The organism is Allocellulophaga tsushimaensis (assembly GCF_055383085.1).
In genome coordinates, this window is the sequence record NZ_AP039451.1 from 661079 (window position 1) to 684770 (window position 23692).

The following is a 23692-nucleotide window of genomic DNA, read 5'->3' on the forward strand; positions in this document are numbered from 1 at the left end:
AAAAACATTTTTTGCTTTGTAAATTAAACCATTAAATCACAAAATAATAGGGTTATATTTATAAAATGGATACAATAAAAGCCATACTAATTGACGACGAACCTAGAGCAAATAGTGTTCTTAGTGAATTACTACTAAAAAGCAACTACAACATTGAGGTTCTTAGTATATGCCATAATCTATTGAAAGGCGTACAAGCAATACAACAATTAAAGCCAGATGTTATTTTTTTAGATGTACAAATGCCCAACTATGCAGGCTATGAAATTTCGAATTTTATTAAAAAAATAGATTTTGAAATCATATTTGTCACCGCTTATGATCAATACGCTATAAAAGCATTTGAACTTTGCGCTATAGACTATTTAATTAAACCAATTCATCGCTTAAGATTAGATGAGTCACTTTCTAAACTAAAAACACGAATAGACGATAAAAATAACTCGGAGCATTATAAAATTCTTCTAAATACCATTAAAGACAAAAAAGAGGAAAAATTAGTGATTCCTGAAATGGGAAATAGGCGTATTATTACTATCAAAAATATTATTGCTATTGAAGCAAATGGTGCTTATACCTGTATTCATATACATAAACAAGGAAAAATCACTACTAGTAAAAACCTAAAACACTATGAAAGCTTATTAGATACCAATACTCTTTTTTATAGAGCCCATAGAAGTTGGTTAATTAATTTTAATTACTTAAAGTCTTTTAATCGTACTACGAGCACCCTTTTTTTAGAAGATAGTATTGAAGCAAAAATATCGCGTAAGCAATATGTGGAGTTTGTTGAATTTTGTTCAAATCTTCAATGATTACAGAGATGCTTAAGTATATAAAATCCTACCTATTTATAGTACTCTCACTTTTAGTTGTACACCTGAGTAAAGCTCAAGATTTTAGTTACTTTACTCTTGGAAAAGCTACCTTACAAAATGCCGAAATATATTCCGTTTTACAAACAAAAGATTTGCGTTTGTATGTAACTACCAATGAAGGTTTGTACCAATATAAACATGGAGCAATGCAAGCTATTACGCCACATAAACAACAAAAGGGAATTTCTCTTTTTAATTTAAGAGAAAATAGCGCAGGTGAAGTATTTTGCTATAATCTTACTGGGCAAATTTTTAACATTAAAGCAAATCACCTTGAGTTATTTGCTCAAATCCCTCAAAATAAACTGTCTGCAAACATGTCAATGGAAATTGATGTTGCAGATAACTTACTTTTTAAATCCAAAGGTTATTATCTTATTACAGCAAATAATATTGACATTATTCTGGAGAATAAAGACCAAACATTTTTAGGATTGTCTAAACTTCCTGACGGACGTATATTTACCACAAAAAAAAACCTTGACACCTTATTTGAAATTAAAAATGGGAAATTACTCAAGGAAGAAAATTCATTTAAATATGTCAATAATAATACTGCTGGTATTATATGCGATTTAAATGGAGAATTAGTAGACAATTATTTCTTAAATAGGGTATACGATACTAAACATCAAAGTAAACTATATAGTTCAAATACTAAATATATTCAGTTTAACAACAAAAGAATTTGGAGAAGAAAAAATACAACAGGAATAGAGGTACTAGAAAAGGTAAATCAAAAAATTAGTATTACACATCAATATTTTAATACCATTTTTATTTCTGATATCGCTAAGGGTATTAATGGCGAACTATTACTAGGGACTTTTGGCAAAGGGCTAATCGTTGTACCCAATCCGGATGTTATTCAGCATAAAGCAAAAGAATTTAATACTATTGAAGCTATAGTGGCAGGTAAAAATAACACCCTATTTTTAGCAGATAAAACTAATGGTATTTTAAAATATGAAAATGGAACTGTAGAACACATCACTAATTCATTTAATTTTATACCGAAACGAATTTTTTATTTAAAAAATTCTTCTGAAGTTGAAAATTCAAATACGCATAACCTTTTTTATAGATATACTGCCCCTGGTGCTATAAAAAATGTTGAGTTTATTAATGATAAAACACTACTGTTAAGCACTTCTGAAGGTGTGTTTAAAACCTCTAATAACCATTTACTTCATGATAGTTTATGGGAACCATTTAACACCACACAAAAATATTCTAAACTAAAACCAATTGTATCTCGTAGTAATGATGCCATATACCTTTCTAATGAGGATGCAATTTATATCGCTTCGATATCATCACTAGTAAAAATCTATAAAAATGGAACTAGAGAAATACTCACTTTTAAAGGAAAAGACATTATTGCTAATGATTTATTGGCACATAAAAATCAAGTATGGGCAGCTACACAAAATCATGGTGTTTTAATATTTGAACAAGGTAAAAAGCCTATAAAACTAACACAAAAATATGATTTTGTATATAAGCTTGCGCAACAAAAAGAGCTCATTTTCATCTCTCATAAAGAAGGGTTTCAAATATATAACACCAAAAATAATACTTGGCAAACCATTGGACTTGCAGAAGGAATCCCGAATGGAAGTATCAAAGATTTTGCGGTTGGGAAGGATAGCATTTGGTTTTTGACTAATAACCAAATTTTATCTATATCATTAAATGACCAACCAAATATAAAACCAAAATTTTCAGTAACTATAGATTCAGTACGGCTTTCTGATAAACTAATATCTCCACTTGCAAAAACAAGCTTAGATTATAAAAAAAATAAACTTGTTGCACACTTAAATTTTAGTGGAATAACTTCAGAAAAAGAAGCAATCCACACCTATCAGCTCAAAGGATTTGATAAAAAAGAACAACGTATATCTGTTTTACAACCTACAATAACCTATAACTATTTACCACCTGGCACCTATTCTTTTACTTTAAAAACAGTTTATAGAGATTTTGAAACAAAACCCATTCACTATAATTTTGAGATAAAGAAAGCCTTTTGGCAGACTTGGTGGTTTTATCTAACTATTGGCTTAATTATCGTAATACTAGTAACTTTTTATAATACGTATAATAAGAGAAAAATAGAAAAACGAAATACTCAAAAATTAGAACAACAAGCATTAAAAACGAGTTACTTAGAAGCTGAATTAAAGGCTTTACGTTCTCAAATGAATCCGCATTTTATTTTCAACTCATTAAACGCCATACAAGATTTAATATTAAAACAAAATACGGATGCTTCTTATGACTATATTGTCTTATTTTCAGAATTAGTTCGTAATTCATTAAAATATTCTAATCAAGGCTATATTGCATTAGAAGAAGAAATTGAGTTCCTAGACACCTATTTAAAATTAGAAAAATTACGATTTGGAGATTCCTTTAATTACGAAATAAAAAACAAAGCAGACATAGCTATTAAATTACCTTCATTAGTTATTCAACCATTTGTAGAAAATGCAATTGTTCATGGTCTTTTTCATAAAGAAGACAAAAAACAGTTAATTATAAATTTTGAATCTTACGCTTCTGGTTTAAAATGTATTCTTATAGATAATGGGGTTGGTCGGGAGCAAGCAAGTAAAATTCAAAAACGCCAGGGGTCAACAAAAGAATCCTATGCCTTAAATGCCATTCGCAAAAGATTACAAATTTTAAGTGAAAAATATAGTAACGAAATAGGATTTAAAATTCAAGACCTAAAAGAAGCACATAAACCTATCGGTACTAAAGTTATCATTATCCTTCCTAATCTCAATGAATAGCTTTATAGAATAGCGATATTCATTTTCGCAAAACAAATTTTAGCTACATAAAATCATTCCTTATTCTATTTAAGGATTAGGGTATTTTACTATTGAAATTATAGTATACACATCAATCATCTATCATTTTTAAAGAACAAATCATGAATCTAAAAAAACACATTTCAGCTACATTTATTGTATTAATCATTTTTGCAACAAATCTAAATTGTCAAACAAAATGGAAAGGAAAAAAAATAACATTACCCAAAATCAGTAAAGAAATAATAGCACTCCGTAAAAATGATCAGAAGTACAGAATCAAGTACATCAAATTACATCAAAAAGGTAAAAAAGGAACTGAAGAGTATAAAAATGTTGTAAAGAAGTTAATTGAAGTAGACCGTAGCAATACTGCAAGAATGGTAGAAATAGTTGACACATATGGTTGGCCAACATTTGATAAAGTAGGCGAAAAAGCGAGCAATATCGCCTGGTTGATAGTTCAACATGCAGATAGAAATCCACTATTTCAAGAGAAGTGTCTTTTATTGTTAGAAAAAGCATTAGATAAAAAATTAGCAAATCCTAGCAATTACGCATACTTGTATGATAGAGTGCAGCTTGCGCGTGGAGAAAAACAATTGTATGCCACTCAAAGTTCTACAAATCATAACTTAAATGCTGACAAAGCATATTTTCAGCCAATAGCAGATGAATGGGCTGTACAAGAACGTCGTAAACAAATGAATATTCAACAACATGTAGAAGATTATGCCTTGTCTTTAAATTTTGAATATACAGTACCCTCAAAAAAAGAGGCGATCCAAAGAGCCAAAGCATTTGAAAATGCTTACAATACAAATAGCAAAAAAGCTAAAGAAGCTATGAAAGCTAAAAACTATTTGGAGGCTGCAAACTTATATACTGTAGCACTTTGTTCTGATGGTTATACAAAAGCGGAAGATTATGTAGAAGCTTCTAGAGCAATATCATTGTCAAATCATAAAGATATTGAATGGGCTTCCTCCTATTTGTTAAAAGCAGTTTTTAAAGGATATAAAAATCTGGATGAATTTAATAACAATCCCGATTTTAAAAATCTTAAACAAGCAGATTTAGAGTTTTGGGAAAATGCCCTAATGCATACCATTAATCAAATTAAAGCTACTAAATAAGGTAGCATTTCTAAAAAAACCAAAAACCATACTTATATGAACTATTTTAAATTCATCTCAATTACTGTATTATGTATTCTTATTTCTTGTTCTAAAAATAATGCTATCAAAGGCTCAGGAAATTTAATAACACAAGAACAACAATTAGCATCATTCGAGAATATTTTAAGTCCCAGTTCAATAAACGTAAATCTTGCGTATGGAAAGGAACAGAATTTTTCAATAACCGCAGATGACAATATTGTTTCTGATATTACTACTACTGTAGTTAATAATACTCTTGAAATTAATTTAATTCCTAATAACTATAATGATATAAGTGTTACTGCTACTATTAGATTACCAAAAATTACTAAGTTTAAAGCTACTGGCAGTGGCAATCATACAATTTCTGGATTCGATAACTTAGAAAACCTAACAGTAGAAAATACAGGAAGTGGTCTCATAAGGCTTGATGGGGCATCTACCAATTTTAATTGTATTAATACCGGAAGTAGTAAAATAGAGGCATTCCGTTTTAGTACTGAAAATTGTAGCATAAATAATTCTGGGTCTGGAGATTGTGAAATTTTTTGCACCACAAATTTAAGTGGAATGAACACAGGCAGTGGATCTATTTTTTATAAGGGAAATGCAAGCATTGATGTTACGAATTCTGGAAGCGGGAGTATTATAAACGCAAATTAAAATTGCAAAAACATATAGTTATGATAGGGTGCTCTAATCACGCAATATCCAGAACAAACAAGTTTCTAAAAGTAATTTTCCTCTTTTTTCTCACTAGTTCTTGTGCACAAAATAATTTAAAAATTACATCACCAGCGTCTGTACAGATGTCTAGCAAAAAGATAGAAACTTTAAAAAAAGAGTTGCATGCATTTGTAGATAATGGTAAACTAGCAGGTATACAGACCGCTATTCTTCGTAAAGATCAACTGGTACATTATGATTCTTATGGCTATGCAGATGTAGCACATAAAAAAGTACTTGATGCTAAAAGTATTTTTAGAATTTTTTCAATGACAAAACCCATTACATCAGTGGGATTAATGCAGCTTTATGAACAAGGGAAATTTAAATTAGATGATCCTATTCATCTTTATATTCCAGAATTAAAGCATATGAAAGTTTTAGATGAAAACAACAATATTATAGCAGCTAAAAATGCTATAACTATTATCGATTTATTGCGTCATAGTTCTGGCATTAGTTATGGAAGAAGCCCTAATGAAACACTAAACAATTTATATAGGCAAGAAAATCTGCAAAGCTCCAAGAATTTAAAAGATTTTATTAAAAAAATAAGCAAACTCCCTTTATTATTTGAACCCGGCACTTCATATGAGTATGGCTTTTCTACAGATGTATGTGGTTACCTCATTGAGGTTTTATCAGGGCAATCGCTAGACCAATATCTCCAAGAAAACGTATTAAGTCCTTTAAAAATGAACAATACTCATTTTCAGCTTCCGGAAGAAAAAATTCAACACCTTACTACGGGTTATCGCGCTGGTGAAAATGGGCAACTCGAAATTGCTGAAACAGCAAAACAAAGCAGTTTTGCCAATAAAGTTACTTTTTATAAAGGTGGTGGCGGATTGGTTTCTACAACCGATGATTATTTGAATTTTTCTCGCATGTTACTCCACAAAGGCAAACTATTTAACCATCAAATTTTAAAACCTGAGACATTAGAATTAATGTTAAAAGACCATTTAAACTCTGTCCGTAAACATACCCCAAGGCTACGTATTGTTTCAGGTGAAACTGGTTTTGGTTTAGGCTTTTCTATTGCAGAAAAAAACGGAAGAAAAATTTATGGTTGGGGCGGTGCTGTGGGGACCTATTTTAGAATAGAGCCAGAACAAGACTTAGCCTATATCATGATGATTCAGCTATCTCCTTATCGTCAATTAAATCTAAGAAATACATTCCAAGCATTAGTACACGATGCTATCATTGACAAGCCAGCACCTGTAGAATTTATAAGACCAATTTTACTGGATAAAGCTAGATTATCAGGTTCTGATTTAAAGCCAATTCATTTAAAAGACCAGCCAAAACGAGAATTTTTTCAGAGTAAAATATACCAAGGCAAAGAAATTAGTGCGTATGTAATTTCCAGTAGTACCGCATCTAAAGATTTTAAAAGTTTTCCTATTGAAGAGTTTATTCATTTAACCAAAGGAAATATTGCTATAAAATCTAAAACAACAAGTATCAGCAGTTTCTCTGCAAATGATTTCATTATAATTCCAAAAGGGTTTAAAGGGAATATAAAAACCATTGGAAATCCAAAATATCATTTAGAATTATCCATTATTGCTAACAAACGAACAGCCAAAAAAGATAGCTCCAAGGCAAATACACCATTTCTGATTGATAAAAATATGATTTCTGGAAAGGGCATACTTCTAAATGAAAACGGAACGTATTGTAACACCCTTTTTTCTGGTTCGGAGCTAGAAATAAGTCTTGAAGCAGAAAAGCCTCGGAATTTTATCGTAAAAAACAATCCAAACGAAAAATGCATTCATGTATTAGAGGGCAGTATTAAAGTTACTTTAAATAATAACGAGCAAAGCACTTTCCAAACAGGAGATTTTTTTATGCTACCAAAAGGGTTCAAAGGCACTTTAAGTAGTATTAGCGAAAATTTATACCGTTCAATTACTATTGAAGCCAAAAAATAAATTACCTCAGCGCATTTAAATCTGTATTATCAATAGAATATATGATTTGTAGATGCTTATTAACATAAAAAATATCATAACTGTATGAAAAACAATCAAAAAGCAATTATTACAATCGCATTATTTTTAGCTAATTTTTCAATAGCAATTGCTCAAAACAATCCTTCTCAGACAGTAAAAGGAACTGTAGTTGATAGTGAAACCACTCAACCACTTTTAGGTGTAAACGTTCTGCTTTTGGGTTCAGAACCACCGATTGGGGCAGTCACAGATGAAAATGGAAACTTTAGACTGGATAATGTTCCAGTAGGTAGAGTTTCTTTAGCATTTACTTACTTAGGGTTTGAAGACTATGTTGCCTCAGAAATTTTGGTAGGCTCAGCCAAGGAAGTCTATGTAACCATTAGACTAACGGAAGCGGTTAACCAGCTCGATGAAATTGTAATCACTTCAAAAAAAGATGCCAGAAAACCCAATAATAGTATTGCCACCGTTAGTTCTAGATCTTTTAGTGTTGAAGAGACCAAGCGCTTTCCTGCCAGTATTAGTGATCCTGGAAGAATGGCATTATCTTTTGCAGGTGTATCAAATTCTGATGATGAAACGAATGAAATTATCATACGTGGTAATGCTCCTAATCAACTTTTATGGCGTATAGAAGGTATTGAAGTACCCGAACCAAATCATTTTTCTGAAGAAGGGTATTCCCCTGGAGCTATTAGTTTACTGAGTACAAATATGCTTGGTAAATCTGATTTTTTTACGGGTGCTTTCCCTGCAAATTACGGAAATGCATTATCTGGAGTTTTTGATATTGGACTGCGTAATGGTAATACAGACAAACAAGAATATGCCTTTCAGTTTGGAATTTTAGGAACAGATATCGCAGCAGAAGGACCATTCCATAAAGAATACAATGGATCGTATTTAGTTAATTATCGGTATTCTACCCTAAGTTTACTAAATAATATCATAGAAATTTCTGATGATGGAATTCCTACATATCAGGATATATCATTCAAAATAAATTTACCTATTGGAACTTCCTCAAAATTAGCCATTTGGGGAATTGGTGGAATATCAGAAGACAATACAGATGAAACTGAAGAAAATGGATTTTTAAGGAGTGAAATTTTTGAGTCAAAAACTTATATATCTGGTCTTACATTCTCCCATTTCTTTGGTAAAGGCAGTAAAATAGATTCTCGTATTTCATACTCGGGTAATGAGAGTGATTTTGTGTTTTCTGAAAGAAATATTGAAAATAACAATACATTTAGCGATAGTGATTTCTTGAGAAATAGTGCATTGCGCTTAAATTTTGAATATACTCAGAAATTTAATGCAAAAACAACTTTGAAAACCGGTGCAATATATAGTAATTTAAAATATGATGTAAGCACAGATGCCACAGAAAACAATATATCCAATAGTATTGTGGATGAAAATGATAACGCTACTATGTTTCAAAGTTTTGCTTTAGCGAAACATCGCTTTACAAAGTCTTTTTCTACAGCTATTGGAGTGCATACCACATCATTTTCTTTAAATAATAATTTTGTTATTGAGCCCCGTTTAGGCTTTGAATATAAAGTGCACCCTAAACATACAATAAGTGGTGGTTTTGGGGTTCATTCACGTAGAATGCCTTTAAATCAATATTTTATAAAAATAGGTGATGAAACACCCAATACTGCTATAGATTTAATGAAAGCCACGCACTATATCTTAGGTTATGATTGGCAATTAATGAAAAAAGAGCATCTTAAAATAGAAGCCTATTATCAAGACTTAAATAATGTAGCCATCGTTAAAAACCCATTAATAACTGATTCTTTTATTAACGGCCGATTTATAAATGATGAATTAATCGATACAGGAAAAGGATTTAATTATGGTTTAGAAATTACACTAGAAAAATTCTTTTCTAATCAGTATTACTTTCTAACAACAGCCTCCATTTATGATTCGCAATACCAAGCCGCTGATGGCAATTGGTATGCTAGTAGATTTAATTACAATTATGTATTTAATTTTGTGGGGGGAAAAGAGTTTACTATAAAGGGAAAAAATATTTTAGGTATCAATGGAAAATTCTTGCTTAATGGAGGGCAAAGAGGCACTCCTTTAGATATTGAAACATTTAACCAAACTGGTGAGACCTTACTAGATCAAAGTTTACGAAATACGCTATTATTTGATGACTATTCTAGATTTGATTTTAGCATATCGTACCGCGTAAATAGACCTAAAGTGTCTCATATTTTATCGCTAGATATTCAAAATATTACAAATCAGAATAATATAGATGGCTTCTTTTACAATCAAGATACAGGCGCTATTCAAAACTCTTTGCAATTAGGTCTTATCCCTTTTATTAATTATAAAATTGAATTTTAAAATAAAGTGACTCATTTTATATAAAAAACCTCAATATCATAACAATATTGAGGTTTTGCTTTTTTAGCTATAGAATAACTCTTTTAATCTCTACTTGCAACTCGCATTGCAAAGTATAATAAGGTTGCTAAGGCTCCAATTGCAGCTACTACATATGTTCTTGCCGCCCATTTTAAAGCATCTTCTGAACCCTTATATTCTTCTGGAGTTACTATATTTCTGTTTTTTAACCACGCTAATGCTCTGTTACTTGCATCATATTCTACTGGGAGCGTTACAAAACTAAATAAAGTACCAATTCCGTAAAGTCCAACACCTACCCAAGCAATAGTACCTCCTATAGCTGTGGTATTCATTAACATTAACCCACCAAAAATAACCCACATAGAAAAACGTGATGTTATGTTTAAAACAGGTACTAATTTAGAACGCATCTGTAGCCAACTATATGCTTTTGCATGTTGCACCGCATGCCCACATTCATGAGCTGCCACTGCGGCTGCGGCTGCATTTCTTTGGTTGTATACCCCTTCACTTAAGTTTACTGTTTTATTAGCTGGGTTATAATGGTCTGTGAGCATTCCTGGGGTTGAAATTACTTTTACATCTCTAATACCATGATCTGCAAGCATTTTTTCAGCAATCTCAGCACCACTCATTCCATTGCGTAATTGTACTTTAGAATAGTATTTAAATTTACTTTTTAGCTTTCTCCCCACCAACATACTTATCAAACTAAAAACTCCAGCTATTACAATGTAGCCAATATCAAATCCGAACATAATTATTCAATTTTAAAATTTTATTAAATATACTAAAGATTCTTTCAAGCTTCACAGCAAATAATTTTTAAGAACCTTAAATAGTAAAATACAAAAATCCCGCCAATTCTTATTTTAGTGAAAAACAAGAAATTTTGGCAGGATTATACGGTATTTCTATATCAAATTTTAATTGATTACCAATTAAAAGCTTCAGTAATTTCTTTGTAAACGACTTCTCCAGCAACTATATTTAATCCTTTTTTAAGTCCATCATCAGTAGCACAAGCTTTTTCCCAACCCATATTTGCTATTTTTAATGCATACCCAAAAGTTACATTAGTCAATGCTAAAGTAGATGTATATGGCACTGCTCCAGGCATATTTGCAACAGAATAATGCACCACTTCATCTATAATATAAATTGGATCTTCGTGTGTTGTTGGCCTTGTTGTCTCTACACAGCCCCCTTGATCTACTGCCACATCTACGATAACTGCTCCAGATTTCATGGTCTTAAGCATATCTCTAGTGATTAAGTTTGGAGCTTTTTTCCCTTTTAACAGAACACCCCCAATAATTAAATCGTGTGTTTGTACGTGTTCACGAATATTATATTCGTTAGAGAACTCAGTTACTACATTAGGTGGTAGTACATCATTTACATAACGCAAACGATCCATATTAATGTCCATTATCGTTACTTGAGCCCCTAAACCAGCTGCCATTCTTGCTGCTTCCATACCTACTACACCTGCTCCGATTACTAATACTTTTCCTGGTGATACGCCTGGTACGCCACCTAATAGAAGACCTCTACCTTTTACTGGCTTTTCTAAATATTTAGCCCCTTGTTGTATAGACATTCTACCTGCCACTTCAGACATTGGAGTTAATAAGGGCAATCCTCCTTTTTTATCTTCTACCGTTTCATAGGCAATACAAACAGAACCACTTGCAATCATTGCTTTAGTTAATGGCTCACTAGATGCAAAGTGAAAGTATGTAAATACAATCTGGTCTTTCTTTATTAGGTTGTATTCTTTTTCTATAGGTTCTTTTACTTTAACAATCATATCTGCAACTGCATACACTTCTTCTATGGTATCTAGAATTGTTGCTCCTGCATCTGCATATGCTTGATTAGAAAAACCGCTATTAATACCAGCATTTGATTGCACAAACACTTCATGTTTATTCTTAATCAGTTCGTAAACACCACCTGGAGTCATCCCTACACGACTCTCATTGTTTTTAATTTCACTAGGAATACCTACTTTCATACCCTTGAATTTATTAAAAAAAGCAGTCATATTTCTGAAATACAACTACTTAATTACATCAATGTTAATTATAATTAGTCGCCCCAAAATTCATGTAAAAACAAACAAAAAGAAAGAAATTCGATAGAAATTTCACAATAAGTGATTAATATTTATCTTTTTAACAAAAAAATTGCAAAAAATAAAGTTTAATAAAAAAAATGATAGTAATAATTAGCAGTTTACACACTATTCTACCTATCAACTGTGTTTTAAAATTTACTTATATTTTAATTTTAAAAGCAAAATAAGCAATACTAAAACTGCTGTAACAATATTAGCAAGAAGTACCGATAGACTATTGATATAAAAACCGTAGATAACCCAAAGTACAACACCTGTAAACAAAACGGTATACATGGTTAGCGAAATATCTTTACTAGATTTTTCTTTCCAAACTTTATACACCTGAGGTACAAATGATGCAGTTGTAATTGTAGCTGCTATAAGACCTATAATTTCTATTCCGTCCATTACTCCTTATTTATTAGGATGATGCTAAACTATAATAACCAACAATCCTTTAGTATATTTTAAAAATTAGCCTACTATATTAATAATTCTACCAGGCACAATAATTATTTGTTTAGGCGTACGGCCCTGTAATTGTTGTTGTGTTTTTTCATGTGCCATTACCGTTTTTTCAATTTCGTCTTTAGCCATATCTAAAGGCAATTCTAATTTAAAACGCATTTTACCATTAAAAGAAACAGGGTATTCTTTACTACTTTCTACCAAATACTTCTCCTCAAATTTTGGAAAAGGAGCCATAGCAATAGATGTTGTATTTCCTAGTTTACTCCATAGTTCTTCTGCAATATGTGGCGCATAAGGCGACACTAAAATAATTAAGGCTTCTAATATTTCTTTATTGGTACATTTTTGAGCAGATAATTCATTCACTGCAATCATAAAGGTAGAAACGGAAGTATTGAAACTAAAGTTCTCAATATCTTCCTCAACTTTTTTTATGGTTTTATGGAGTGTTTTCAAAGCCTCCCCCGACCCCTCCGAAGGAGGGGAGTCAGTAACGTAAAAAGAATTATCTGGACCTGTGTGATACAAACGCCATAATTTTTTAAGGAAACCATGTGTTCCTGTAATGCCTGCCGTATTCCAAGGTTTAGATTGCTCTAAAGGCCCTAAAAACATTTCGTACAAACGCAAACTATCCGCTCCATAATCTTCACAAATGCTATCTGGACTGACGACATTGTACTTGGATTTGGACATTTTTTCTACTTCTTGATAAGTCTTAAAGTTTTTTGACCCATTTTTTAATAAATCAAAAAACTCTCCTTTGTACCAATATCCCTTTTGTACCATAAAAATGGAATTTTCATAAAAATGATTAGCCCCAACATATCCGTCAATATCCAGTTCATTATTATTTACAAATTTGACATCAAATCTATGAGGGATAACTTCATTGAAAGGAGCCGATAATTTACCTTCTTTATATTCATTTATATATTTATAATCAGAACTAAAAAATATATATTTAACATCTTCTGTATAATGTGAAATCATTTTAAGATTACCATCATCTTCTTCTTTCAACATAAACATCGTATTGGATGCTCTTTTCCCTCCTAAACCTTTTTCAGTTTTATAACCAGTTATATATCCAAACTCAGATGTTCCCGTAATCATTCCTTGATTAATCAGTTTTTTAGCAAACTCTTTTTTAGGCACAATGCCCATATCATATAAGAACTTTTGCCAAAAACGGGCATATAATAAATGCCCTGTGGCATGCTCGCTACCGCCTATATATAAATCTACATCTTGCCAATAGTTAATAGCTTCCTCAGAAAAAATAGCCTCTTCATTGGTAGAGTCCATGTAACGGTTAAAGTAGAAACTACTCCCAGCCCAACCTGGCATGGTATTTAATTCTAACGGAAAAATTGTTTTATGATTTATTTCACTGTTATTTACAACTTTATTCGCTTCTGTATCCCAAGCCCAAGTCGTTGCATTCCCTAAAGGTGGCTCTCCTGTTTCTGTTGGCAAATACTTTTCTACTTCTGGTAATTTTATCGGCAAATGTGCTGCGTCAATCATTTGCGGCATGCCCTCTACATAATACACCGGAAAAGGTTCTCCCCAAAAACGCTGTCTGCTAAAAACAGCATCACGCAAACGGTAATTTATTTTCCCTTGTCCGCTTCCTTGTGCTTCTAAGGTTTTAATTGCTATTTCACTAGCTTCTTTATAGCCCAAATCATCTAAAAAGTCGGAATTGGTTATAATTGTTTTTTCTTTATCGGTAAAAGCTTCCTCAGAAACCTCAACATCTTTAAAAATATTTTTGATGGGAATATTAAAATGCGAAGCAAAATCATGATCACGTTGGTCACCACAAGGTACTGCCATTACAGCTCCCGTTCCGTAACTAGCTAACACGTAATCGCCAATCCAAATTGGAATACGTTGTTTGCTAAAAGGATGTTCGGCATAGGCTCCGGTAAATACTCCCGAAATGGTTTTTACATCAGCCATTCTATCTCGTTCAGAACGTTTAGCTGTAGCTTCTACATAAGCATTTACCTCATCTCTTCTGGCATCAGTAGTTATTTTTTCTACCAAAGGATGCTCTGGAGCTAAGGTCATAAAAGTGACTCCAAAAATAGTGTCAGGGCGAGTGGTGAAAACCTCTACAGTATCATCAGCACCTTGAACAGGGAAGATGACAGAAGCGCCTTGAGAACGACCTATCCAATTGGTTTGCGAATCTTTTAATGGTTGAGGCCAATCTATCGTATCTAAATCATCTAACAAACGCTGCGCATAGGCAGAAATACGCATGCTCCATTGTGTCATTTTTTTTCGAATCACAGGATGTCCTCCACGTTCCGATACGCCGTTTACAATTTCATCATTTGCTAAAACAGTACCTAATGCCGCACACCAGTTAACTTCTGTTTCAGCCAAATAAGTAAGCCTATATTGTAGTAAAATTTCTTGTTGTTTCTTTTCTGAAAAACTAGCCCAATCAGTCGCAGAAAAAGCCTCAATTTCATCGTCGCAAACGGCGCTAACACTTGCACTACCATCCGTCTTAAAAATAGCAACAAGCGTCTCAATACTCTCAGCTTTATCGATATCTTTATTATACCAAGAATTAAAAAGCTGAATAAAAATCCACTGCGTCCATTTGTAATAACTAGGATCTGAGGTACGTACTTCCCGACTCCAATCAAAAGAAAAACCAATTTTATCTAATTGCTCTCGATATCTTTTAATATTCGTTGCTGTTGTAATTGCAGGGTGTTGCCCCGTTTGTATGGCATACTGCTCTGCTGGCAAACCAAAAGAATCATATCCTTGCGGATGCAATACATTAAAGCCTTTATGCCTCTTATAACGTGCATAGATATCACTTGCAATATACCCCAAAGGGTGACCAACATGCAAGCCTGCTCCAGAGGGATAGGGAAACATATCTAAAACATAGAATTTTTCTTTGTCGGAAGTATTGCTTGCTTTAAACGTTTGATTTTCTGCCCAATATTTTTGCCACTTGGCTTCAATTTCAGTGAAATTGTAATTCATTTTCTTATGATTTGTTGAAGACTTTACATCTTGTAGATGCTTTTTGTCTTGATACCCCGGCAAAAATAAGTTTAATCCCTGAAAGAGGAAAGGGAAATATAGGCATACAACCGATAGTTAAGCAAGTAATCGTAAAATAGTTTTAAGAACTCTTAAAAACTTTTATCTTTAAAATCTTGAACTATAATGAAATGAATTTTAGAATACTATTACTAATAGTGTCGCTATTAGTTACTTTTTCTGTACACGCTCAGCCTCCATTTGATGGGTTTGGAGAATGTTCTGGTAATTCTGGTGATCCTATTAGAAAAATAGATTTTGGAACTGGCACCAACCCTATTACTTTGTTTGAAGCAGATGAATTTGGTGAAACAACATATACTTATGATCCTGTTAGACCTGATGATGGTAGTTATACTATTTCTAGTTCTTCTGGTTCTTTTGGTTTTGGATTTCACAATACGCCCGATCATACAGAAGGTGACACAAATGGCAGAATGTTTATTATAAATGCTGATGATATTCTTAATGGAGGTGAATTTTATTCTACAACTATAACAGGGCTTTGTGAAGGTACTACCTATGAATTCTCTGCATGTTTTCTTAATTTGTTACCATCTACTACCCCTAACTGTGCTAATGGTGGAATGCCTATCAATATAAAATTTCAGATTTTAGATGCTAGTGATCCAATGAACTTGGTTCCTCTTAATGAGGATGATACAGGAGACATTCCTGGAACAACAACTCCACAATGGCAGCAACGCTCACTTTTATTTACCACTAAAGCTGGACAAACTAGTATAATTTTAAAAATGCTGAATAATGCTATTGGTGGTTGTGGTAATGATTTGGCTATTGATGATATTGTTTTTAAAACATGTGGTGATGCCGTAACGGTTGAAAACCCCGTAAATGAAACAGCTGTAACAGCTTGTAAAAACATGTCTATTCCTCCTACTACTTTAACAGCATTTCCAGATGGTTCTGTTTTTGGTGCTGGCACCACTCTTTTCTACCAATGGCAAGAAAACACTGGTGATCCTGAAAACTCTGATGATTGGAAAAATATTGACCTAGCAAGAAGTAATACTTTCACTACTCCAGAAATTAATGAACCTAGGTATTACAGAGTTAAAATAGCTGAAAATCGGAATAATATAGATAAAGTTACCTGTAATATCGTCTCCGATATTTTTTCTTTTAATGTCATTTCTCAACCAGACGCTCCCACAAGTAGAGGCAATATTTCTGTTTGTGATAATGAGCAAGGTACTCTAAGTGTTACTGTTCCAAATGGCGTTACTGTAAATTGGTATGATGCTGCAACTGGTGGAAGTATATTGACATCTGGTTCTACTTTTCAGCCAACAGCACCTGGAACTTACTATGCTGAAGCGCTAGCAACAGATTTAAATACTTGTAGTGCTGTTATAAGAACTCCTGTAACTTATACCATTAATACCGCTCCCATACTCATAGATGAACCTCCTATAACTTTTTGTGAAGGAGATGAAGTAGTATTAGATGCAGATATCGATAATGTAAGCTATCGATGGAGTACAGGAGAAATGACTAAAGAAATTATAGTAACCACACCTGGTAGCTATACTCTAGAAGTTATGAATACAAACATGTGTACAAGTCTACCTAAAACCTTTATCGTAAACCAAATAGACTTACCTGTTATTGATACTATTGTATCTGATGCATCTGATATTGTTGTGAATATGATGAATACTCGTGACGTAGAATATTCCATAGACGGATCTAATTACCAGTCCAGTACTATATTTACAAATATTGAAAATGGCAGATATACGATTTCTGTGAGGCTAAGAGGAGAATCTCTATGCAACCCAGTCACACAAGAATACATTCATTTTAATATTCCTAAATTCTTTACGCCAAACGGAGATCTTATTAACGATACTTTTGATTTAAGTGGAATAGCCTTTTTTGATTCCTATGAGATAAACATCTTTGATCGGTTTGGAAAACTCTTAAAAAATAGTACTAACGCTCCCTTAGAGTGGAACGGCACCTATTTAAACAACAATCTCCCTACTGGTGACTATTGGTATGTGATACAAATTAATGACCCTGCTTTTAATGGAAATACTACTTTTAAAGGTCATATTACCTTAAAAAGATAAAGCTATTAGGCTTAGTTTATTTTTAAATTAAATTTACTTTGCTACTTTTACCTATGTTATCATAAATTATGAGTAAATCTTTTGAACGCTATCAAAAACGAAAATTAATATCCAGCTATTTTTCTGTAGTCCTGAGCATTGCTTTAGTCCTCTTTTTATTGGGTATTTTAGGTTTACTAGTCTTGAATACGCAAAAAATGGCAAATCATTTTAAAGAGCAGATTACCATATCTGTATTTTTAAAAGATAATGCAAAACAGGTAGAAATTGATCAGTTACAAAAAAGTTTGGCCATGGCAGATTATACCAAATCTGCAACTTATGTTTCAAAAGAAGAAGCTGCAGAACAACACAGTGAAGCTATTGGCGAAAATTTCATTGAATTTTTAGGGTACAACCCTTTAAAAAACTCGCTGGATGTGCAATTAAAAGCAGCCTTTGTGTCGCCAGAACAAATACAGGAAATTGCTACAGATATAGAAACCAAAGGCTATGTAGAAGAGGTAAGTTATGACAAACCTTTAGTAGGTCTTTTAACCAATAATGTAAAACGTATTGGGTTTTGGATTTTGGTAGCTAGCGGTATTTTTACCTTTATTGCAGTACTTCTTATTAATAGTTCTATCCGCTTATCTATTTATGCCAAACGTTTTATTATTAAAACCATGCAAATGGTTGGCGCTACAAAAGTATTTATTAGAAGGCCTTTTATTTGGACCAATATAAAACTAGGAATACTTGGAGCATTACTAGCACTACTTGCCTTAGCAGGCTTATTGTATTATATAGATAGTACTTACCCTGCCTTAGGACTTTTTGATGACCCTACTATTTTAATTATTTTATTTGTAAGTGTGTTTTTATTAGGCATACTCATCTCATATATTAGCACTTATTTTGCAACACAACGTTTTTTAAATCTTAGAACCGATAGTTTATATTATTAAGAAAACCATAATTTATAGTTTATCTGTAAAAATTTAAACTGACTTCATTAAATTTGCGACATGGCGAGTAAAAACAAAAAAAATACTGAACAAGGCTTAAAACAAGAATTTATATTTCAAAAAAAGAACTATTTGTTCATGTTTATAGGCTTGGCTTGTATAGCGCTAGGTTTTATACTGATGAGTGGCGGTGGAACTGATGACCCAAATGTGTTTAATCCAGAAATCTATAATTTTAGAAGAATACGTTTAGCACCTACTCTAGTACTTATTGGATTTGGAATAGAAGTATATGCCATATTAGTAAACCCACACAAGAAACGTAAATAATTTGGATACTTTAGATGCTATAATTCTTGGAATTATACAGGGTTTAACAGAATTTTTACCTGTTTCTTCTAGTGGACATTTAGAATTAGGCAAAGCTATTTTAGGTGATAATTCTATACCTGAAGAAAGTCTATTATTTACGGTAATCCTACATTTTGCAACTGCATTAAGTACTATTGTTATCTTTAGGAAAGATGTTTGGGAAATTTTAAGAGGGCTCCTTAGTTTTAAATGGAACGAAGAAACACAGTTTTCTGTAAAGATCATCCTATCTATGTTACCTGCTGTTTTTGTAGGTTTATTTTTTGAAGCACAATTAGAATCCTTTTTTGGTGGAAATATAAGGTTTGTTGGCTTTATGCTTTTAATTACTGCTGTGCTCCTTTATTTTGCTGATAAAGCAAAGGATACTCAAAAAAAAGTATCTTTTAAAAACTCGTTCCTCATTGGTATTTCTCAGGCAATTGCTATGCTCCCTGGTATTTCTAGAAGTGGTGCTACCATTTCTACTTCTGTTCTTTTAGGTGTGGATAAAACAAAAGCAGCTCGTTTTTCTTTCTTAATGGTAGTTCCATTAATTTTTGGAAAAATAGCAAAAGATCTTTTAAGTGGTGATATCACTTTTTCTGGGGAACATAATTTTGCTATGGGTGCTGGTTTTATTGCTGCTTTTGTAGCTGGTTTAGCCGCTTGTACTTGGATGATTAAATTGGTAAAGAAAAGTAAACTGTCTTATTTTGCTATTTACTGCCTTATTGTTGGTATAATAGCCATTGGATATGGCTTTTTTAATCCATAATTTAAGTTAGCAAATGGAATCATTTACAAAAGAAGCTTTTTTAGCAGGGCAAATTTTATTGATAGACAAACCCTTAGAATGGTCTTCTTTCCAAGCGGTAAATGCTATTCGGTGGCGTATTCGAAAAAAGTTCCAGATCAAAAAAATAAAAGTAGGCCATGCAGGCACCTTAGATCCTTTAGCTACTGGATTACTTATTATATGTACTGGTAAATTCACCAAAAAAATAAACGATTTACAAGGATTAACTAAAGAATATACAGGTACAATTACTGTAGGCGCTACAACACCTTCTTATGATTTAGAGACCGCAATTGACCAGACGTACCCAACCAAACATATTACTACAACACTTATAAAAGAAACTACCAAACAATTTATGGGTGAGATAGAACAGGTACCTCCCATTTTTTCAGCCTTAAAAAAAGATGGCAAAAGACTTTATGAATATGCAAGAGAAGGCGAAACTGTAGCAATTAAAAAAAGAAAAATAAGCATCTCAGAATTTGAAATTACTAAAGTTGTAGGCCAAGAAATTTCCTTTAGAGTAGTCTGTAGTAAAGGAACCTATATTCGTTCTTTAGCATACGATTTTGGGAAAGCATTACAATCTGGCGGACATTTAACAGCATTACGAAGAACCAAAATAGGGGATTATAACGTAGATAAAGCTGTTACTATTGAAGAATTTAATACACAGATTGGTCCAATAGCGGAAAAATAATACTAGTTTTACTTAGTAATTGCGTTAAACCGTTCATCGAGTTGTTAAAATAATTTTCAGAAATAGCGGTTATATTAATACCATGAATTTAAATAGGAGTCAACTTTCTTTATTAATTACCTTCTTTTCTATGGCTATAGTGATGCTGAGCTTATACAACATCCATTTAAGTAGCGATAAAAAAGAAGAATATGTTATTGAAATGGCTATACTAGAAGAGGAAGAGCTACCAGAAGAGCTTATTGAAGAAGAAAAAACGGAGAATACTACAAACAATAGTAGTATAAAGAGTCATCTTGCTTTCAACCAAACAGCAAAGCCTAGCTATGGCGATCCTGAACCTTTAAAAACACTAGAAGAACTATTAGAAGAAGGTGAAGATGGTAGCGAAGGTGAAGAAAGTACGGAACAATTAACTTCTGATAATGGTTATGCTGCCAATTTAAAAAAGCTTGCTAAAAAAAGGCAAGAAGCAAAACAACAATTAGGAGAACGTGAAGCACAAAAAGATACTCCAACAGATTATTTAAAAAACAGACAAACTTCTATTTCCTATTCTTTACTCAATAGAACCAAACGCAATATACCTGTTCCTATATACACCTGTATAGAAGGTGGTAAAATTGTAATTAATATTCTTGTTGCAAGTGATGGTAGTGTTCTTGAAGCAGATTTTAATAAAAAAAGCTCTGGCACAAGTAATGGCTGTCTTGTAGACAAAGCCATTGAATATGCCCTTAGAGCTCGTTTTAATTCGTCTTCAAAAGAAACTCAAAAAGGAAGTATTACCTATCTATTTCAAGAGAAGTGATACTAAATCTTCTACTGTATTTTGCCCTTTATCTTTATTATACCAAACTTGTAAATCTTGTTTAAATTCTGGTGTTAATTTACCGTGTTCGTTTTTATAATCTTTAACCATTTGAGTGGCAATACTTGGCCTTGGACCCCAATCTCCTAAAACTTCATTGGTATCAGAATCTACCATGATGAGCTTTGGAATAGACATCCCCCCATTGGTTAAAAAATGATTCATTAGATCTAAATTCTGATCTCTTTCTAAAACTTTAAAATCAATATTAGGGTTAATATCAGCAAATTTCTGCATTACTGGCATGGTTTGGGCAGCATCACCACACCAACTTTCTGTAAGCACCAACCAAGTCACTTTTTTACCTAATGCACCAATTTTAGCAGTAGTATCTGCGTCAATCTTTATCGTTTTATCCAAACGCTTCATACGTTTGTCATTCAACATCGTATAATTAGTTAATGCTTCCGTTTGTGTTTCTCCAGTAGATTTTCCTTCTGCATTTAATTGAGACACTAAAGCTCTATATTCTTGGTATGTTGTTGCATTAGCCAAACTATCTTTAATAATAGTTTTTATTTCTTGCGTTTTATTTTGTTCCAATGTTTCCATTTTTGTTTGTTTGTAAAATTTAATAATGCTTTATCTTCATTATCTAAATAGATTATATTAGTTGGAGGGAATCTTAAAAACTTACATTTTAGAATATAGCTATCGTTTTAGATTTTGAACTATCTTTAAGCTTGTTTTATTTCTTTATTCACATATTTTATAACTAATTTACAATGGAAAAACACAGATGTGGTTGGTGTGTTGGCGACGAACTGTATGAAGCATATCACGATTTAGAATGGGGTATACCTGTTAAAGATGATGCCTTATTATTTGAATTTCTTATTCTAGAGACCTTCCAAGCGGGTTTAAGTTGGATTACTGTTTTACGCAAACGAGAAAATTTTAAAAAAGCATTTGACAATTTTGATTATCAAAAAATTATAAATTATGATGAGCAAAAAATTGCAGCACTGTTAGATAACGCAGGTATTATACGCAACAAATTAAAAATTAGAGCTACTATTTCTAATGCCAAAGCGTTTATAGAAATCCAAAAAGAGTTTGGAAGCTTTAGCAAGTATATTTGGGCTTTTGTAGATGGTAAACCCATCAAAAATAAGTTTCAAAACTACAAGGATGCTCCTGCAAATACACCCCTATCCGATGCTATTAGTAAGGATTTAAAAAAAAGAGGTTTTAAATTTGTTGGTAGTACGGTAGTGTACGCGCACATGCAAGCTACAGGTATGGTAAACGATCATGAGGTAGATTGCTTTAGATACCATGAGGTGTAAATTGTTGCCTTTTATCTTTTAGCTTTACTTTCTGCAACTGTTTTTATATAAAAAGGATCTTTTCTGTTAAATAAGACGCCATAAGCATTCTTACTGTAATGACAAACCGTTTTAAACGTATGATATATGCCAGTTATTCTCTTTCAAGTCTCTGTAAACAGGAGAATATATGTATATTAGAGTTATGTTGTTAGTAACTCTATACAGTTATTGTGTATAAGCGAAAAAATAAACTTAATGGAATCAGCAGAAACAATCACTAAAAAAAATACCAATTATAGAACTTGGTCCTTCCGGCTTTTAATATATCTTATTTTACTGAACATTTTGGTTGCTTATATTGTCGGAACCTCTACTACTCTATCCATTGAATTAGAAGGATATGAAAAGCCTCAAGATAATACGGCCATACTCCTCTCCGTATTGATGTTTCTGACGGATTTACTATTTATTTCTGGTACAATTTTGACAGTATTAAGTATCTTAAAAAAGGAAAAGAAAGATTTTAAATACATTATTTCTATTGTTGGATTTTCCATTTTTTTGATCGTAGCTATACTATCAATAATTTGAATTAAATCCGAAACCTGAAAAGAAAGACCTACACACAACATTACATGAAATCAGAGCAAAAGTTTAGTGTTAGTTCAAAAAGTTATTTCTTTTTTGCAAACTATCTATCTTAACGAACATTCGACATAACCAATGCTATTCTTAATTGACAAAGTAGACTCCGAACACCAAGTAATAGTTTATGAAAATATTACTGATTTAACTCGACGAGTAGAGTGGCAAGATATTTTTGAAGGAAAATCAATCATTATCGATAGAAATGGAACTGAACATGAATGGGATTCCTCAAAAAAGAATGAAATCGGAACTGTATACGATTATACTTTAATTCCTACCTCAAGAGTTTTGGAATTAATAACTGAATGCTTAAAAAGGGTAAGTGTTGACCAAAATATTTGTGAATTCAATTTTTAAAATGAAAATCAAGTAT

The 23692-nt window shown here is 32.3% G+C and carries 20 protein-coding genes; 15 read left to right on the forward strand and 5 right to left on the reverse strand.

Annotation, left to right across the window (positions count from 1 at the left end; all coding sequences use genetic code 11):
- The first annotated feature begins 65 nt into the window (after nucleotides 1-65).
- From ACZ451_RS02910 to ACZ451_RS02935, 6 genes are all read left to right on the forward strand, one after another.
- Complete coding sequence (locus ACZ451_RS02910; protein ID WP_464215589.1) at nucleotides 66-818, forward strand: LytR/AlgR family response regulator transcription factor; 753 nt, start codon at nucleotides 66-68, stop codon at nucleotides 816-818.
- Between the two features lie 8 nt (nucleotides 819-826).
- Complete coding sequence (locus tag ACZ451_RS02915; protein WP_464215590.1) at nucleotides 827-3682, forward strand: sensor histidine kinase; 2856 nt, start codon at nucleotides 827-829, stop codon at nucleotides 3680-3682.
- A 143-nt stretch (nucleotides 3683-3825) separates the two neighbouring features.
- The gene (locus ACZ451_RS02920; protein ID WP_464215591.1) at nucleotides 3826-4839 is read left to right on the forward strand and encodes a DUF6624 domain-containing protein; all 1014 of its coding nucleotides are present in this window, start codon (nucleotides 3826-3828) and stop codon (nucleotides 4837-4839) included.
- 36 nt (nucleotides 4840-4875) lie between these two features.
- A complete protein-coding gene (locus ACZ451_RS02925) occupies nucleotides 4876-5526 on the forward strand; it encodes a GIN domain-containing protein (protein ID WP_464215592.1) in 651 nt (216 codons plus the stop codon).
- A 146-nt stretch (nucleotides 5527-5672) separates the two neighbouring features.
- Complete coding sequence (locus tag ACZ451_RS02930; RefSeq protein WP_464215593.1) at nucleotides 5673-7532, forward strand: serine hydrolase; 1860 nt, start codon at nucleotides 5673-5675, stop codon at nucleotides 7530-7532.
- An 84-nt stretch (nucleotides 7533-7616) separates the two neighbouring features.
- Nucleotides 7617-9932, forward strand: coding sequence for a TonB-dependent receptor (locus ACZ451_RS02935; RefSeq protein ID WP_464215594.1), 2316 nt, complete (start codon nucleotides 7617-7619; stop codon nucleotides 9930-9932).
- Between the two features lie 83 nt (nucleotides 9933-10015).
- Here ACZ451_RS02935 and ACZ451_RS02940 read toward each other — a convergent pair whose 3' ends face one another.
- The 4 genes from ACZ451_RS02940 to ACZ451_RS02955 form a co-directional block, all read right to left on the reverse strand.
- Nucleotides 10016-10714, reverse strand: coding sequence for a zinc metallopeptidase (locus ACZ451_RS02940; protein WP_464215596.1), 699 nt, complete (start codon nucleotides 10712-10714; stop codon nucleotides 10016-10018).
- A gap of 176 nt (nucleotides 10715-10890) precedes the next feature.
- Nucleotides 10891-11976: an alanine dehydrogenase gene (ald, locus tag ACZ451_RS02945; RefSeq protein ID WP_464215597.1), complete on the reverse strand. Its 1086-nt coding sequence runs from the start codon at nucleotides 11974-11976 to the stop codon at nucleotides 10891-10893.
- A 258-nt stretch (nucleotides 11977-12234) separates the two neighbouring features.
- Nucleotides 12235-12489 carry a SemiSWEET family sugar transporter gene (locus ACZ451_RS02950; protein ID WP_464215598.1) on the reverse strand — a complete coding sequence of 85 codons (255 nt, stop codon included), beginning with the start codon at nucleotides 12487-12489 and terminating at the stop codon, nucleotides 12235-12237.
- 66 nt (nucleotides 12490-12555) lie between these two features.
- Nucleotides 12556-15573: a class I tRNA ligase family protein gene (locus ACZ451_RS02955; protein WP_464215599.1), complete on the reverse strand. Its 3018-nt coding sequence runs from the start codon at nucleotides 15571-15573 to the stop codon at nucleotides 12556-12558.
- A 191-nt stretch (nucleotides 15574-15764) separates the two neighbouring features.
- Between ACZ451_RS02955 and ACZ451_RS02960 the strand changes: the two genes are divergently transcribed.
- The 6 genes from ACZ451_RS02960 (at nucleotide 15765) to ACZ451_RS02985 (ending at nucleotide 21340) form a co-directional block, all read left to right on the forward strand.
- Nucleotides 15765-17729, forward strand: coding sequence for a T9SS type B sorting domain-containing protein (locus ACZ451_RS02960; protein ID WP_464215600.1), 1965 nt, complete (start codon nucleotides 15765-15767; stop codon nucleotides 17727-17729).
- A gap of 68 nt (nucleotides 17730-17797) precedes the next feature.
- A complete protein-coding gene (locus tag ACZ451_RS02965) occupies nucleotides 17798-18676 on the forward strand; it encodes a cell division protein FtsX (RefSeq protein ID WP_464215601.1) in 879 nt (292 codons plus the stop codon).
- 60 nt (nucleotides 18677-18736) lie between these two features.
- Complete coding sequence (locus ACZ451_RS02970) at nucleotides 18737-19006, forward strand: DUF3098 domain-containing protein (RefSeq protein ID WP_464215602.1); 270 nt, start codon at nucleotides 18737-18739, stop codon at nucleotides 19004-19006.
- Between the two features lies 1 nt (nucleotide 19007).
- Nucleotides 19008-19805 carry an undecaprenyl-diphosphate phosphatase gene (locus ACZ451_RS02975; protein WP_464215603.1) on the forward strand — a complete coding sequence of 266 codons (798 nt, stop codon included), beginning with the start codon at nucleotides 19008-19010 and terminating at the stop codon, nucleotides 19803-19805.
- Nucleotides 19806-19818: 13 nt separating this feature from the next.
- Nucleotides 19819-20529, forward strand: coding sequence for a tRNA pseudouridine(55) synthase TruB (gene truB / locus ACZ451_RS02980; protein WP_464215604.1), 711 nt, complete (start codon nucleotides 19819-19821; stop codon nucleotides 20527-20529).
- An 82-nt stretch (nucleotides 20530-20611) separates the two neighbouring features.
- The gene (locus tag ACZ451_RS02985) at nucleotides 20612-21340 is read left to right on the forward strand and encodes a hypothetical protein (protein ID WP_464215605.1); all 729 of its coding nucleotides are present in this window, start codon (nucleotides 20612-20614) and stop codon (nucleotides 21338-21340) included.
- Here the strand turns inward: ACZ451_RS02985 and ACZ451_RS02990 are convergent.
- Nucleotides 21323-21952: a thioredoxin family protein gene (locus ACZ451_RS02990; RefSeq protein ID WP_464215606.1), complete on the reverse strand. Its 630-nt coding sequence runs from the start codon at nucleotides 21950-21952 to the stop codon at nucleotides 21323-21325. The two genes, ACZ451_RS02985 and ACZ451_RS02990, sit on opposite strands and share 18 nt — an antisense overlap.
- Nucleotides 21953-22125: 173 nt before the next feature.
- Between ACZ451_RS02990 and ACZ451_RS02995 the strand changes: the two genes are divergently transcribed.
- The 3 genes from ACZ451_RS02995 to ACZ451_RS03005 all read left to right on the forward strand — a co-directional run bounded on the left by ACZ451_RS02995 (nucleotide 22126) and on the right by ACZ451_RS03005 (nucleotide 23676).
- Nucleotides 22126-22689, forward strand: coding sequence for a DNA-3-methyladenine glycosylase I (locus ACZ451_RS02995; RefSeq protein ID WP_464215607.1), 564 nt, complete (start codon nucleotides 22126-22128; stop codon nucleotides 22687-22689).
- A gap of 237 nt (nucleotides 22690-22926) precedes the next feature.
- Nucleotides 22927-23262: a hypothetical protein gene (locus tag ACZ451_RS03000; RefSeq protein WP_464215608.1), complete on the forward strand. Its 336-nt coding sequence runs from the start codon at nucleotides 22927-22929 to the stop codon at nucleotides 23260-23262.
- 132 nt (nucleotides 23263-23394) lie between these two features.
- Nucleotides 23395-23676, forward strand: coding sequence for a hypothetical protein (locus tag ACZ451_RS03005; protein WP_464215609.1), 282 nt, complete (start codon nucleotides 23395-23397; stop codon nucleotides 23674-23676).
- Nucleotides 23677-23692: the final 16 nt, after the last annotated feature.